We start from the raw sequence: 14889 nt of genomic DNA on the forward strand, positions 1-14889 counted from the left end.
AACGAACGGAATATCTGATCAACGACCGCCTGAGCTTCATGCGCTTCCTCGGTCTGGGACTTTCAGATCGGGTGCCCGATGCCAAAAGGGTCTGACTGTTTCGCGAACGTCTGGCCGAGGCTGGCGCCGTCCAGAAGCTGTTCGAGCGCTTTGACACCACCCTGCGGAACGTCGGTTATCTGCCGATGTCCGGCCAAATCTTGGATGCAACACTGGTGGTAGCGCCAAAGCATCACAATACAACAGAGAGAAAGCCGATCTTCGGGCAGGACGGATCCCCTAAGGCTGGGAAGGCAAGCCGGTAAAGCTGTCCCACCAGGACAGGCACGCCCGCTGGCCACTGAAGTTCATGAAGGTAAAGCGGCAGGAGGACGGGACGCTTCCGGCCACGGACCTCGCCATTCCATTCTTTGGCTATAAATCGCATGTTTCCATCGACCGGAAGTTCCGACTGATCCGAAAATGGAAGATAACGGATGCTGCTGCCAGTGATGGTGTCAGACTGCGCGAGGGCCTTCTGGGTAAAACCAATACAGCCTCAACCGTTTGGGCAGACACCGCCTATCGCTCGAAAGCCGATGAGGGCTTCATGGGCAAAGAGGATTTCGTCTCGAAAGTTCACAAGAAAAAGCCGCATCTCAAGCCCATGCCCCGCCATATTCAGTGGTCCAATGCAGGAAAATCAGTGATCCGCTCGCGCGTCGAGCATGTCTTTGCTGATCAGAAATCGCAAACCAGGTTGTTCGTCCAGATAATCGGCGTCGCGTGAGCTACCATGAGGATCGGCTGGCCAATATCGTCTACAACATGCGCTGATCCTCTTCCTGAAGCGGATCAGAGAGATCAAGTATTGATCTTGCTCATGAGAACTCTATACTTGCGATAAACGGAGAGCGAAAACTATCTTCAGGAAGTGGGACGAAAAATTAAAAATCAGGATAAACAAGCTACTATAGAATCAATTGATATATAAAATTTCAAAAGGGTTAATTATATATGTCATTTTAAAAATATTGTATCCATTTTTCAGTAAAAATATTTACTAATATTTATGATCAGCAGCAAATTCTATGAAATTTGTGAGATACTGAACATCAGCATCAGTTTCACGACGCCCTAGAAAGATTTGCTTGGCAATTCCATTTTCGCCCAATCTGACAGAATGCAGGTCAAAGCGTGAGGCATATTCATCCACCAGCCATCGGGGAAGTGCCGCAACTCCCCGTCCATGTGCCACCATGACTAACATGATATCCGTCGTCTCGATCTGTTTTTGTTGACGAGGTGCAATACCGGCTGGTTGAAGAAACTGGGTATAGATGTCCAGCCGTTCCGAGGGCACAGGATAGGTGATGAGAGTTTCATCGGCAAGCTGCTCAGGCGTGACGCAATCGATGCCATACAATCTGTGACCACTTCCCACGACCAGAACCAGTTCATAATCAAAGACTGGCGTGAAGTTCAGGCCTGGCTTGTGAAGCGGGTCAGGCGTTACGAGAATATCAATCTCGTTGCTCAGGATCGCCCCGATACCGCCGAACTGAAATTTCTGCCGGACATCGACATCCACTTTCGGCCAGAGCTCGAGATAGGGCGAGACGACGTTGAGAAGCCACTGATAGCAGGGATGACATTCCATCCCGATCCTCAAAGTACCACGCTCACCATTCGCAAACTGCTCCAACCGCTCTTCAGCCAGAGAAAACTGCGGTAACAGCCGGTTCGCAAGAGATAACAACCACTGGCCAGCCTGCGTCAGGATCAGAGACCGGCCTTCGCGCCGCCAGATCTTCACGCCGAGTTGCATCTCGATCTTGCGAACGGCATGGCTGAGAGCAGGTTGGGTCAGATTCAATCTCAAGCTGGCCGCTGTTAGTGAGCCTTCCCGAGCAACTTCCTGAATAATCATCAGATGATTCCGTTGCAGAACGCTCATATCTCATCGCCTGTATGCATTAAATTAATATATTCATGAAAACATATCATTTATATTCATTATTATAAAGCTCTAGTTGAAATCATCTGAACGTCGGTCATCCCCCCTCACCGATCTGATGCAGTTGATTATGAATGCGAATTTGAAACACCTTTTTTCCGGGAAACTGGCGGAGCATCCGTTATTCTGTCATTCTGGCATGCCTGTTCCGGTTCTCTCTTTCGAAGTCGTTCCCTCAAGGACAAACGCGATGGAGCAGCGTTTGTGGCAGTGCGTCCGCCGTCTAGAGCCTCTCTCTCCTCGCTTTGTTTCGGTGACCTACGGGGCGGGTGGCACGATGCAGGCGCGAACACAGGAGACAGTCCTGCGCCTAAAACAGGAGACAACGCTCGCCCCTGCTGCCCATCTGACGTGTATTGGCGCAACCCGCGAAGAAATCGATGATATTGCCCGCACCTACTGGCAGGCCGGTGTTAGGCATCTCGTGGCTCTGCGTGGCGATGCGCCCGCGGGAACCGACTATACACAGCATCATGGTGGTTATGCCTATGCCAGCGATCTTGTTGCTGGCCTGCGTCGCATTGCTGACTTTGAAATCTCGGTTGCCGCCTACCCTGAAACACATCCTACGGCTCTGAGCCCACAAGCCGATTTAGACAATCTCAAGCGCAAGATCGATGCAGGCGCCAGTCGGGCCATTACCCAGTATTTCTTTGAGGCTTCAACCTATCTACGTTTTCTGGATCGCTGTCTGGCGGCCGGTATCACTGCTCCGATCGTTCCCGGTATTATGCCAGTGTCAAACTATAACCAGATTGTACGTTTCTCGGCACTGTGCGGGGTTACGGTACCGACCTGGGTTACGCACCTATTTGAAGGAACGGCGAAGAACCCGGAACTCTGTCGTATCGTGGCCTGTGTCATAGCGGCAGAACAGGTTCGCGCTCTACAGTCCCATGGAATCAACGAATTCCATTTCTCTACGCTGAACCGTCCTGATCTGACCTGCGCGATTGCGCATATTTTGGGGGTGCGCCCAGGCAGTTAGATAGCTTCATGAAGAAGAAAAATCGAAAATCACAGAGGGGGTAACAATGTTTAATGAAACGCAGGCTGGAGGGTCTTCTACCAGTGCCCTGCCCTCGACAGACGAAGCCGGGAATGAACAGGAAATGTCGTCCCTGACATGCTCAGCCCCAGAGATCACTGACTTTGATGGGGAAGATGAACCTGGATGTCCATGCTGTACGCTTCCCTGGTTCCGCTGAACCAGGGAAGCGCTAGGATCACGCAGAAAGTTCTTTGCGCACGATTTCTGCACCTGCACCCAGAGCATTCAGCTTTCCGCGTGCGATACGACGCGACAGAGGCGCCATGCCGCAGTTGGTAGAAGGATACAGCTTGTCAGCATCCACGAACTGCAGGGCCTTGCGGAGCGTGCTGGCGACGTCTTCTGGCGTTTCAATGGTATTGGTCGCCACATCAATGGCACCCACCATCACCTTTTTGCCGCGCACAAGCTCAATGAGATCCATTGGAACACGGGAATTCTGGCATTCCAATGAGATCAGATCGATGCTGGATTTCTGCAGCTTCGGAAAGATTTCCTCATACTGTCGCCATTCTGCTCCCAGCGCATTTTTCCAGTCGATATTGGCTTTAATGCCGTACCCGTAACAGATATGGACAGCCGTTTCGCATTTCAGCCCTTCAACGGCTTTCTCCAAAGTGGCAATACCCCAGTCATTGACCTCATCAAAGAAGACGTTAAAGGCCGGCTCATCAAACTGGATGATATCGACGCCGGCAGCCTCCAGTTCCCTGGCTTCCTGATTGAGGATCTTTGCGAATTCCCAGGCCAGCTTTTCACGGCTTTTGTAATGACCATCGTAGAGCGTATCAATCATCGTCATGGGGCCCGGGAGCGCCCATTTAATCGTTTTTTTCGTCAGTGCCCGCAGATACTTCGCATCTTCAACAAAGACGGGCTTTTCACGGGTCACGGCACCCACGACTGACGGTACACTCGCATCGTAACGATTGCGGATCTTGACCGTCTGACGGTTCTCGAAGTCAACGCCGCTAAGATGTTCAATGAATGTCGTGACGAAGTGCTGACGTGTCTGTTCGCCATCGCTGACGATATCAATACCGGCACGATCCTGGTCGTCCAGCGTCAGACGCAACGCATCCTGTTTGCCTTCGATCAGTTCCTCGCCCTGTAATTTCCAGGGGGACCATAGTGTTTCAGGCTTTGCCAGCCAGGATGGTTTGGGCAGGCTGCCGGCCGTTGAGGTGGGAAGCAATGTTTTCATGACAGATGACCTTGTGTTCTGGGGTGTTCAAACGGCGTACTGGGCAGACCACTGCTCAAGAACGTCCTGATACGGCTTGATAAAACTCTCTTCCGTAAACTTGCCCTGCGCGATCGCCAGCTGGCTGCGCTCCTCGCGGTCGTAGATAATCCGGGTTACCGAATGATCCTGATGCTTCAGGCTCGGCTGATAGCAGTCGGCCGCCGGAGAATTCGAATTGTAGATTTCAGGACGGTAAATCTTCTGAAAAGATTCCATCGTGCTGATGGTGCTGATGAGTTCCATATTGGAATAATCGGAGAGCAGATCGCCGAAGAAATAGAAGGCCAGAGGCGCGGACGCATTCTCAGGCATGAAATACCTGACCTTCATACCCATTTTCCCGAAGTACTGGTCTGTCAGCGAAAATTCCCGCTGCTCGTATTCGACGCCCAGCACCGGATGATGATTTCTGGTTCTATAATAAGTCCTGTTGCTTGAAACGCTCAGGCAAATTACGGGCATCTTTTTGAAATGAGCCTTGTAGCACTCTGAATTAATAAAGTGCTTGAACAGGTTACCATGTAGATCACCGAAACGCTCAGGCGTTCTGAATTCTGACAAATCTTTATTGTGATTTAACAGCAGGACACTAAAATCATAGTCGCGGACGTAGGATGAAAAATTGTTCCCGACAATTCCCGGGATGCGTTTGTCGTCTTTTCTGTCAAAGATAGAGGTGTTCAGTACCTCTATCAGAGGAAAGCTCTCATTTTCTCCCTCGGATTTGATAGTCATTTCAGCAGAAATGATATCAACCCCCACGGAATAACGGTCTCCGTTGGGGTTGTCCCAATGTGCCAGAGAATTGAAACGGTTATCAATCATGCGCAGAACGTTCTGCAGATTTCCCTGCCGGTGTTCCCCACGTGCAAGATTGGCAAAATTGGTCGTCAGGCGCGTGCTGTCTGAGGGTGTGTAATCTTCATTGAATGGGATTTTTTTGATATTGAATGTAAATTCAACCGACATGATAGATACTGCCTAAATTACTGAAGATCCCCAATTATTCCCTTTTTTATTCAGGAATGTTTCTTCAGTTTGCGTTTCAGAGCGATGCAAAATCTTATGCCTGAGAGGTTTGTTGAATAAAAATGATTTTATTTCATTTGAGTATGAATTTCATTCATGAATGAAACGGTACTTCGTGAGCAGACAGTGATATGACCGTGCGGCTCACACATGAACCGCAGGGCCTGTTCCCGCATTCCTTCAGGAAGTCATGAAGATTACCAGCTGTATCCTATGCTGGCCTGAGCGTTCCGGCGCTCTCCGTAGTAACAGTACTGCCCGTCTGCACCATAGGCAAAGCAGTTTGCAATATAGTTCCTGTCAAACAGGTTTCTGACACTGGCAGCAACCTTCCAGCCATGCAGGGAATGAGACATGTTGTTCAGGTCATAAGCGATTGAGGCGTCAAACAGGGCATATTGCGGGAGCCAGACGCTGCCATAGGTCGCTTCGCCACCATAGGTCTTATTAGAATACCGCATACCGCCGCCAAAACCGAACCCTTTGAATAGCCCGGACGGCATTGTGTAAAAGGCGAACAGGGACGCATTTCCCTTGCCGGACTGGATCAGCGGCTTACCGGTGGAGTCATCCTTGACCTTCTGGAAGCTGACCGCTGCCGTGACCATCAAATTGTGGAACGGCTGGGCATGTGCCTCAAACTCGAAGCCATCCGAATGAACCAGGCCGCTTTGCAGGCTGTATCCCGTATTGGCAACGGAAACGAGGACGTTGCTCTGCTCGATATGAAAACCCGCTGCTGTAAAAAGGACTGACGTCCCTGGGATCTGGTATTTCAGACCGCCTTCAAGCTGCTTACCAATGGACGGATGGGCCTGTCGCAGCGTTGCACCACCATCATTGGAGACCGTGCCCGATTGCGGCTGAAAGGATGTTGAGTAGCTGATATAGGGTGAGAGACCGAAATCGAAATGATATAGTCCTGAAGCGCGCCAGGTCACCTGACTTGCCGTTTGCCGGTCATTGGACTGCTCGAAATATTCGGTCTGATTGGAGCGATACCAGTCATTGCGGATGCTGCCTGTCAGAATCAGTCGCTTCCAGCGGATCTCGTCCTGTCCATAAGCGCCGATCTGATGGGATTTTGTGACGTAACGCAGATAGGGTGTCAGGTCGGGAATGGCCATGTGATAGTCGGGATGCAGCACATCCAGATCCGGCGCATCGCCATAGGCTTCCGTATCGTCCGCCTTCTGCTGCATGTAATCAAAACCAAACATCAGCGCGTGACGCAGCGGCCCCGTGCGGACCTTTCCCTTGAATTGGCTGTCAAATGCCAGATTATAGGTATGTTCCTGCGTGCCATAGGCGGAACGCGAGAGCATCTGGCCGCTGGTGCCGTCATCGCTGTCGTAATACCCGTTGTCATAGACACTCCGGTACACCGTTCGGATGTCGTCATAACGGCCACGCGTGCTGAAGCTCCAGTCGTCGTTGAAGCGGTGGTTCAGGATATAGGTAATAGCTCCCTGCTTGCGGTTGAATTTTTCCGCGGAGACATCGCCATCATAAAAATTGCGTGGCAGATAGCCGTAGGACGCACGCTTAAGAGAACCGATGAGCGGGACTCCACCATAGGAACCGTTCTCCGGATCATACTGGTAGTTCCCGAGCAGTGTCAGGGTTGTCGGACCGTCCCCGCCGAACGTGAAGGACGGACTAATGCTGAAACGCCGACTTCCGGTTCTACTCAACTGCGTGTGCTGCCCATTGATGGTGCCGTATACACGATAACGAACCATTCCATCATCCGTCGCAAAGCCCCCTACATCCGCATCGACACGATAGAGATCGAACAGACCGCCCGTCGCATTTACGCCACCATAGAACCGCTGGTCTGTTGGCAGCTTGCTGGACATGGCCGTAAGGCCACCAGGGCTGGACTGGCCGTAAAGCGCGGATGCCGGCCCCTTCAGAAGCTCGACGCGATCCAGGCGGAACGTGTCAGTCTGTGCCACTGCGAAACCTGTTGGACTGTCCTGAAATTTCAGACCATCCAGAAAAGTCGGAACTGTGAAGCCACGCAGATCGAAAAGATCGTAGCGCGTTCCTTCTCCGCCGCGTGTGTCTGCAGTTACGCCCGCGGCATACCGAACAGCCTGATTGAGGGTCAGCACACCGCGAGCATCCATTTCGTCACGGGTAATTACCGTTACCGACTGGGCCGTCTCGATCAGAGGCGTGTTCGACTTGGTTGCGGAGGACGCAACGGTCGAAGCCAGATGCCCGCGAACTCTGATCCGTTCGGCGTCTTTTGCATGTGTTTCCACGGATTTGTGTGCGACGTGACCAATTGCTGTTTTTCTAGCGTTTCGGTCCGTGTCAGCTTTTCTGTCCTGATCGGCAGAAAACGCTGTATCGCTCAGAACGATCGATAAAAGCGCCGTGTAGATGATCCTGTTACGCTGCATACCCCACCCATGTGTCGTTACCGGCTTCTGCACCCAGAGGGGCGGCGGTCCACCTTTGTATTGAGAATGACTCTTAGTTGCGCTCCTAAGCACATTCGCAGGGCTCATCAACCGACGCGACGAGCATTGGCCCGAACGCGAACAAAGTCTGCCTGATCGCCGAGAACGGAAGTCGCCGTGTTGTCGTCTGGATGGGGGATTGAGGCTGAGAAAAAACTGCCGGTTACAGCGATGGTGTCAGCGTACCTGAGCGCACCATGCGGGGTGAGACGCCAAAGGTCCGATGGAACATCGTGCTGAAGCTGCTGGCGTTCTCGTAACCGAGCTCGAATGCGACTTCAGAAATCGACTGCCCTGCGGCAATGCGGGAAGCTGCCTCAACCACCCGGACACGTCGGCGCCAGGCGGCGAACCCCATGCCCATTTCCTGCTGGAAAAGTCGGGTAAAGGTCCGCCGAGCCATGCCTGCTTCCCGCGCCCAGTGGTCGATGTCGTGGCAGTCTCCGGGCTGGGCGGCAATCGCTTCACACACGCGAAGCAGGCGTGGATCGGAAGGAAACAGCAAGCGATCCGCAATCGGAGGCGCACGCCTGATTTCACCGACAAGAAGCTGCGCAATGGACGTCATGCGCTCATCCATGGAGAACTCGTATCGCATCGCGATAATCTCATCCACGAGCCCCCGCATAAGGGATGAGGCATCGAACATTTTGCACGGAAGGTCTTCGGCCTCCGGCAGTTTCGGATCAACGTAAATGACCTGAAATATCAGGTCGGTCCGGCAGATTGCCTGATGAAGCGTGTTGGCAGGGATCCACATCCCCTGCCCTGGCCCAAGTATGAAACTGCGTCCCAGCGTACTGATGGTCACTGTTCCGCCCAGGAATAGCGAGAGCTGGGAGCGGTCATGCGTGTGATACTCGTCGACGAAACCGCCCAGATAACGGTCTGTAAACCCCACAACCGGCGGCGGACGGTCCGGCAGATCGGCCGTCCGCTTCATAGTGCGATGACCCCGTTCATGCTTCTTCAAAAGAGATCCCGCAAAATGATCCTGCCCTATGTTTCGTCTGCATCAAGACATCAGAATGATGCGTCATAGAACATTGGCGGATATTCCGCGTTCATTTTTTTGAAGAATCTAAGTGGGAATGCGGCCTTTCAGGCCGGGACGTTCTGAAGGACCATAAAGCCTTCAAAAACAGGGGATCCCACCATCAGCGTTCGTCCCTGCCCAGCGCCTGTATGTGCCTGCCGAAACTGTTCGGACTGGGTCCATCCTACGAAGGCATCATGGGAGTCCCAGACTGTGTGTGATGCATAAAGCGTCAGACCATCCTGCGTCGGGCCTTTCAGGAACTGGAAACTGACGAACCCGGGCACCGTCTTCAGGAGGATTTCCCGCTCCAGCCAGCGTTTTTCAAAGGATTCCGCGTTCTCCTGTGACACCCGGAAACGGTTCATCGCAATATACTGGTGCATCTGTCTTCTCTTTCATCAGTTGAAAATAATATCGTGCGGCAAGATGTAGGGCTTGCCCGTTCGTTCATGGATTTGGACGCGCCCCTCTTCCAGCCCGAACACCGTCCGGGCCAGAGTGTCTGTCAAAACGTCCTGTGGTAGTCCCTGCGCATGAATGGTGCCCTGCTGCACGACTACGATCCTGTCGGCACAGGCCACGGCCCAGTTGAGGTCATGCAGGACCAGCACGACCCCGCCTCCCTTCCCGGCATGCGCGCGGGCAAGATCAAGGACCAGATGCTGACGGGCCGGATCTTGCGCAGAAATTGGCTCGTCAAGCAGCAGAAATCCCGGTGCATCCCCCTTGTTCGACACCGCGGCCTCAAGCTGCATTAGGACCCGGGCCAGATGGGCGCGCTGGCGCTCGCCACCGGAAAGATCCATGACATCGCGATCCGCAAAGTGCTTCAGCCCGATACGACCGAGAAGGTCTTCCGCCAACACTGTGCGCTCCTGACCGGTCAGACGTGGCGCCGAGACACGCGCCCCCATCACAACGAGATCCCGCAATGTGAAACGTGCCCGCAGAACTGTCTCCTGTGTCAGCATGGACCGCATCGCAGCGAGGCGTTCCGGAGCAAGGTGGTTCAACTCCGTACCCTGCAACGTCACCGTTCCACTGGTCGGCGACAGTAATCCGCTGGCAATCCGGAGCAGCGTGCTTTTTCCCGCCCCGTTAGGCCCGACAATGGCCGTAACCTGCCCCGCTTCAAAGCGAAGCGACGTCCCGTGCAGGATCGTTTTACCACCCGCGTGCCAGACGACATCCTGAAGAGAAAGGCTCATGAGACCACCTCGCGTCTGTGGGAGCCAGACAGAAGCCAGACGAAGACCGGCGTTCCCAGAACCGCTGTCACGATCCCCACAGGAACGTCTGAAGGGGTGGCAATCACGCGCGCCAGCGTATCGGCCACGATCATGAGGCTTGCCCCTAAAAGCGCACTTCCAGGCAAAACGAGGCGATGATCCGGGCCCGTCACCAGCCTGACAAGATGTGGCACGATGACGCCCACGAACCCGATCGCTCCCACGAAGGATACGGTTGGACCGACAGCGCAGGCCACTGCCACCATGGCCAGACGCTTGATCCGCTCGACCGGATACCCGATCAGGCGGGCATCGCTCTCGCCCAGTAGCAGGGCATTGAGCGGCGTGGCCAGGCGTGTCGTCACCGCAGCCGCAACGCACAGGAACGGACATAACAGCCCGATGCGGGACCATGTCGCGCCGGCGAAGCTGCCCATGGTCCAGAATGTCAGGTCGCGCAGGGCAGTATCGTTGGCCCGGAAAATGAGAATGCCCGTCAACGCACCGGAGAATGCCCCGAGCGCCACGCCCGCCAGAAGGATGGTACTTACGGAGGTCACGCCACCGCGCGTCGCAAACAGATACAGCAGATAGGCCGCAGCAAAGCTGCCACACATCCCCGCAGCAGGAATGGCCCAGACACCCCATGAACCTGAAGCAAGCCATGCCCCCCCCAGCACGATCATGCAGGCCGTCGCTAGTGCCGCCCCGGATGACACGCCAATCAGCCCCGGATCGGCCAGGGGATTACGGAAAAGCCCCTGCATGATCGCTCCGGCAACTGCCAGCGCTGCCCCGGTCAGGCCCGACATCACCACCCGTGGCCCGCGGATGCGAAGCAGCACGATCCGGTCTGCCCGGATGTAAGGATCCGTCACTCCATGCCACAGAGCCGACAGATGCACGCCGGTGGCTCCGATATTCAGGGCCGTGATTATGGCCAGCAGTAGCAATGGCATGAGAGCGACCAAAAAGATCAGGGCCTGACGCCGGGATGATATCATGCGGGATGACCCGCCGTTTCAATCAGGCGCGCCAGATCAAGCGCAGCCTGCGGCGTGCGGGGCCCAAATCCAAGTAGACGCTCCCCCTCCATGGCAATGATCGCCCGCTTCTTACCTGCAGGCGTTAACTGGAACCCCGGATCAGCCAGAAGCTCATCCCGGATTGCATCCCCACTCTGTTGCATCGTCAGGATTACATCCGGGCAGAGTGCGACAAGGTTTTCCTGATCTACGATCTTATAGCCCTGCATGGCTGCTCCGGCATTGATCGCACCGGCAAGACCGATTACAGCATCTGCAGCCGTTCCCGCCCCTGCGGCCATGGGGCGGTTGTTTGTCATGCGCATCACGAACAGTACGCGCCGCCTCTGTGGATGGGCGTCACGCCATAAGGCCAGCTTTTGGAACTGGTCCGAAATCGTGGTGCAAAGATGCTCCCCTGCAGCTTCTGCTCCAACGATTTCGGCCAGAAAACGGGTGCGTCCCTCAATCGCTTCCGGCGAGTGCGTTGCATCCACGAACACAACCGGAACACCCGAAGCTGCAAGCTGATCCATCGCAGCGGCAGGGCCGGAATCATTCATGGCCAGGATCAGATCCGGCCTGAGAGACAGAACACCTTCAGCGGAAATCGCCCGCATATAGCCCAGATTTTTCTTTTCCCGCTGTGCCTGCTCTGGCCATGTAGACGTCAGATCAACGCCAATGATGTTCCGCGAGCGCCTAAACGCATAAAGCGTTTCCGTAATAGTACCGCCGATGCAGGCAATGCGCTGTGCCGCCGGGATCACAACACGACGACCGCGGCAGTCCGTTATCGTCCGCACAGAGGCTGCCTCTCCTGTTTTGGGCAGGAGACCTGCTGTCACGCTCATGGCGATCAGGGACAGCCCCAGCCATCGACGGGAAAGAGCAGAATCCTGCTTCATCACGCGGCCTGCTCCATCCCTTCGACCGTCCGGAGCACCTCATAGGCACTGCACTCCCGTCGCCCTATCGTCAGGGGTTCGCCCTTGCCAGCGTCCTTATGCGCGGTCTGGAACAGGTCCGATCCACGCCATACCTCGAAGGCCTCGCGCGACGTCCAGGACGCATGCGATGCGTAAGCTACATGGTCGAAATCAGCCTCGCCTTTCAGGAACTGGATCATGAGGAAGCCCGGGACAGTGTTGAGAAGCACCTCCCGATCTAACCAGCGGCGCCGGAAGTCGGCTTCACGGTCCAGCCGCACTTTGAAACGGTTCACAACAACGAACATCTGGCTCTCTTCGCGTCCGGAATTCCACAATTTTTCGGCGGATACAGAGGAATGGTCCCATCCGATATGACAGTGCTGCCATAAATGAAAATAAGAATCAATCGCATCTTATTGACAGGAGTTTTGCTTTCGCATTTTGTTGCGACAGATTCTCAACAAGGACGTACTCACATGCCTTCTCGCCAGCGCAAAATTTCCTGCCGACGTCAGCTTCTCCTCACCTCTGCTCTTGTCCTGATAGGCTCTGGAGGCCCCGGACGTTTATATGCACAGGATATGACACCCCAGACTGTGCTCCCCGACACACAAGAAAAGAAATCTGTGGCTGTCACGTCCCGAACGTCGTCTGCCCTGCAGAACGCTCCCATCGCTCTGGCCCCTGTCCGCGTACATGGGCAGACCGGAAAGGGAGATCTCCTTGAGTCCATGAAAATCGATCCCGATGCCGACTACAGTAATGTCGGAAAGGCACGCGTCTTCACCCAGACGACGACACTTAAAACCCTTCAAACCCGCATGATCGACAATATTTCGGACTACAGTCGACGCGTAGATGCGGCCGTCAATTTCAATTCCAACAATTTCAGCATCAATATGCGCGGCCTCGACCAGAACCGCATTCTCACCACCATCGATGGTATCCGAACGACCTGGACCGATAACGGTGCCCGTGGCCTGGATGGCGGCGTTTCGGCCTATGATTTCAACGCCCTCGGCGGTATCGATGTCATCAAGAACGCTAATTCCAGCTTCTTTGGGACGGGCGCCCTAGGCGGTGTTCTTGCCCTGCGTACCCTGAACCCCGAAGACATTCTGAAAGAAAACCGGACATTCGGCGGATTGTCGAAAGCCACTTATGACGGCTCAAGCGAAAGTGCCTACCTCAACCAGGCTCTGGCCGCGCGTTACGGCAACACCATGATTCTCGTCCAGGGCGGCTATCAGAATGGCAGCGAAACGGGCAACCACGGTGATATCGGCGGAACAGGGACGACACGTTCCAAAAAGGATCCTGCATCCTATACGCAAGGCAATTTCCTTGGAAAAATCCATCATTACTTTGCAGGCGGTCATCGCGTGACGTTGACCGGGGAGGTTTTCGACCGCAACTATAATGAAAACACCCTTTCCAGCATTAATAGTACCTACAGCCGCTATCACACGCTGGAAGAGACAAAACGTTCCCGGGTCTCCGCAGGATACGACTACAAGGCCGCTAATCCCGTAGCCTTCATTAGCGAGGCGCATCTGACCGCCTACTGGCAGAACGTAGACACGATCAACGATACGGCCGCCAATCGTCTGACAGCTCCGATCGGTGAGTATGACCGTAATGATATCCTCTCCACCCAGTCCTATGGTGCTGTTGGCTCCATCACATCCAACGTCTTCACCGGTCCCCTACATCACGCGATTACGCTGGGAGGCGAAGCCTATCTGACTGATTCAAGCGAATACGCCGCAGGCAAGGACAACTGCACGGCTACGACTTATACCTGCTATTTCCTGCATAACAATCAGTCCGACATGCCTGATGTACACGGAACAGATCTTGGTGCCATCGTTCAGGATCGCATCGGCTATGGTGAGCACGAATGGCTGCATATCACGCCGGGCTTCCGGTTCGACTGGTATAAACGCAGCCCGAAATATACCCCGAGCTATGTTGCCAATGCGATCTACAGCGGCACACCGCGTGGAGCAAGTGGATCACATTATTCCCCGAAGATCCTCGTCGAGGCGCGTCTTCTGAAGGATTTCACAGTCTATGCGCAATATGCCGAGGCATTCCGTGCCCCTTCGGCCAATGAAATGTATCTTACATATGGTGGAACCGGAACATATGCGTCCATTGGAAACCAGAACCTGAAGCCCGAAACCAGCAGAGGCTGGGAAATCGGCGCACGTTATGGAAACTCCAAAAAGGGTGCGAGCATTTCTTTTTACGATAATTATTATCACAACTTCATCGATAGCGTGACAGGAACAGCAGAAGAAGCTGGTATACTTGGAAACTTCCCCTATGGCGTCTACAAATACATCAATCGCCAGAGTGTTCGTATTTACGGTGTCGAAGCCCGTGCAAACTGGACTTTCGCCGATCACTGGCAAGTCTGGACTTCCCTCGCCTATTCAGATGGACAGGACAGGCAGGAACATGTCCACCTCAACTCCGTTGCTCCGTTCCGCGGGATCGTCGGTTTTGGTTACGTCACAGATCGTTGGGGAACGAACCTTTCTACAACCTTTGCCGCAGCCCGTAACAAGGTTCAGGACATGTCATCAAACGTTAACAAGACACCCGGTTATGCAATATTCGACTTTACGGGCTGGTACTCCCCAAGGTTCTATCACAATATGCGACTTCAGGTGGGTATGTATAATATATTTGACAAAAAATATTATAGCGCTTTGGATATCCCCGACAACATTACAGTCCCGAAAGCGTACTACACTCAGCCGGGTCGCAGCTTTAAGGTAACGTTATTGGCTAACTTCTGATTCTGCAGAGCGAGAGGATTAGTCTTTTCGTCCGTTCTTGAGGGTGGCGCTCATATCACAGATG

Annotated in this window: 12 protein-coding genes and 1 pseudogene; 3 read left to right on the top strand and 10 right to left on the bottom strand. The window is 54.1% G+C overall.

What is annotated here, in order from left to right:
- Nucleotides 1–854, top strand: a pseudogene (locus tag GSP01_RS13255) (transposase); the annotation flags it as partial.
- 188 nt (nt 855–1042) lie between these two features.
- Here the strand turns inward: GSP01_RS13255 and GSP01_RS13260 are convergent.
- A complete protein-coding gene (locus GSP01_RS13260; protein ID WP_141354255.1) occupies nt 1043–1936 on the bottom strand; it encodes a LysR family transcriptional regulator in 894 nt (297 codons plus the stop codon).
- Between the two features lie 199 nt (nt 1937–2135).
- Between GSP01_RS13260 and metF the strand changes: the two genes are divergently transcribed.
- Nucleotides 2136–2984: a methylenetetrahydrofolate reductase [NAD(P)H] gene (gene metF / locus GSP01_RS13265; protein ID WP_228123822.1), complete on the top strand. Its 849-nt coding sequence runs from the start codon at nt 2136–2138 to the stop codon at nt 2982–2984.
- Nucleotides 2985–3222: 238 nt separating this feature from the next.
- Here the strand turns inward: metF and GSP01_RS13270 are convergent, their stop codons facing one another.
- From GSP01_RS13270 to GSP01_RS13310, 9 genes are all read right to left on the bottom strand, one after another.
- On the bottom strand, nt 3223–4251 hold the full coding sequence (locus tag GSP01_RS13270; protein WP_141354259.1) for a methionine synthase: 1029 nt from the start codon (nt 4249–4251) through the stop codon (nt 3223–3225).
- A gap of 27 nt (nt 4252–4278) precedes the next feature.
- Nucleotides 4279–5262, bottom strand: a complete 984-nt coding sequence (locus GSP01_RS13275) for a DUF1852 domain-containing protein (protein ID WP_141354261.1) — start codon at nt 5260–5262, stop codon at nt 4279–4281.
- Between the two features lie 257 nt (nt 5263–5519).
- Entirely contained in the window at nt 5520–7733 is a 2214-nt protein-coding gene (locus GSP01_RS13280) for a TonB-dependent siderophore receptor (protein ID WP_141354263.1), read from the bottom strand.
- Between the two features lie 223 nt (nt 7734–7956).
- Nucleotides 7957–8736: an AraC family transcriptional regulator gene (locus GSP01_RS13285; RefSeq protein WP_141354264.1), complete on the bottom strand. Its 780-nt coding sequence runs from the start codon at nt 8734–8736 to the stop codon at nt 7957–7959.
- A 158-nt stretch (nt 8737–8894) separates the two neighbouring features.
- On the bottom strand, nt 8895–9215 hold the full coding sequence (locus GSP01_RS13290) for an antibiotic biosynthesis monooxygenase family protein (protein WP_141354266.1): 321 nt from the start codon (nt 9213–9215) through the stop codon (nt 8895–8897).
- Between the two features lie 15 nt (nt 9216–9230).
- The gene (locus GSP01_RS13295; protein ID WP_141354268.1) at nt 9231–10040 is read right to left on the bottom strand and encodes an ATP-binding cassette domain-containing protein; all 810 of its coding nucleotides are present in this window, start codon (nt 10038–10040) and stop codon (nt 9231–9233) included.
- Complete coding sequence (locus tag GSP01_RS13300; RefSeq protein WP_141354270.1) at nt 10037–11065, bottom strand: FecCD family ABC transporter permease; 1029 nt, start codon at nt 11063–11065, stop codon at nt 10037–10039. The genes GSP01_RS13295 and GSP01_RS13300 overlap by 4 nt, the downstream gene beginning before the upstream one ends.
- Complete coding sequence (locus GSP01_RS13305) at nt 11062–11994, bottom strand: heme/hemin ABC transporter substrate-binding protein (RefSeq protein ID WP_228123799.1); 933 nt, start codon at nt 11992–11994, stop codon at nt 11062–11064. Before GSP01_RS13305 ends, GSP01_RS13300 begins: the two co-directional genes overlap by 4 nt.
- Nucleotides 11994–12323 (bottom strand): antibiotic biosynthesis monooxygenase family protein, encoded by a 330-nt coding sequence (locus GSP01_RS13310; protein WP_141354272.1) that lies wholly within the window; start codon nt 12321–12323, stop codon nt 11994–11996. Before GSP01_RS13310 ends, GSP01_RS13305 begins: the two co-directional genes overlap by 1 nt.
- Nucleotides 12324–12749: 426 nt before the next feature.
- Here GSP01_RS13310 and GSP01_RS13315 point away from each other — a divergent pair, with 426 nt between their 5' ends.
- Nucleotides 12750–14825 (top strand): TonB-dependent hemoglobin/transferrin/lactoferrin family receptor, encoded by a 2076-nt coding sequence (locus GSP01_RS13315; protein ID WP_255320906.1) that lies wholly within the window; start codon nt 12750–12752, stop codon nt 14823–14825.
- Nucleotides 14826–14889 lie beyond the last annotated feature (64 nt).

Origin of the sequence: Gluconobacter sphaericus NBRC 12467 (assembly GCF_006539125.1) — a bacterium.
GTDB classification, from domain to species: Bacteria; Pseudomonadota; Alphaproteobacteria; order Acetobacterales; family Acetobacteraceae; genus Gluconobacter; species Gluconobacter sphaericus.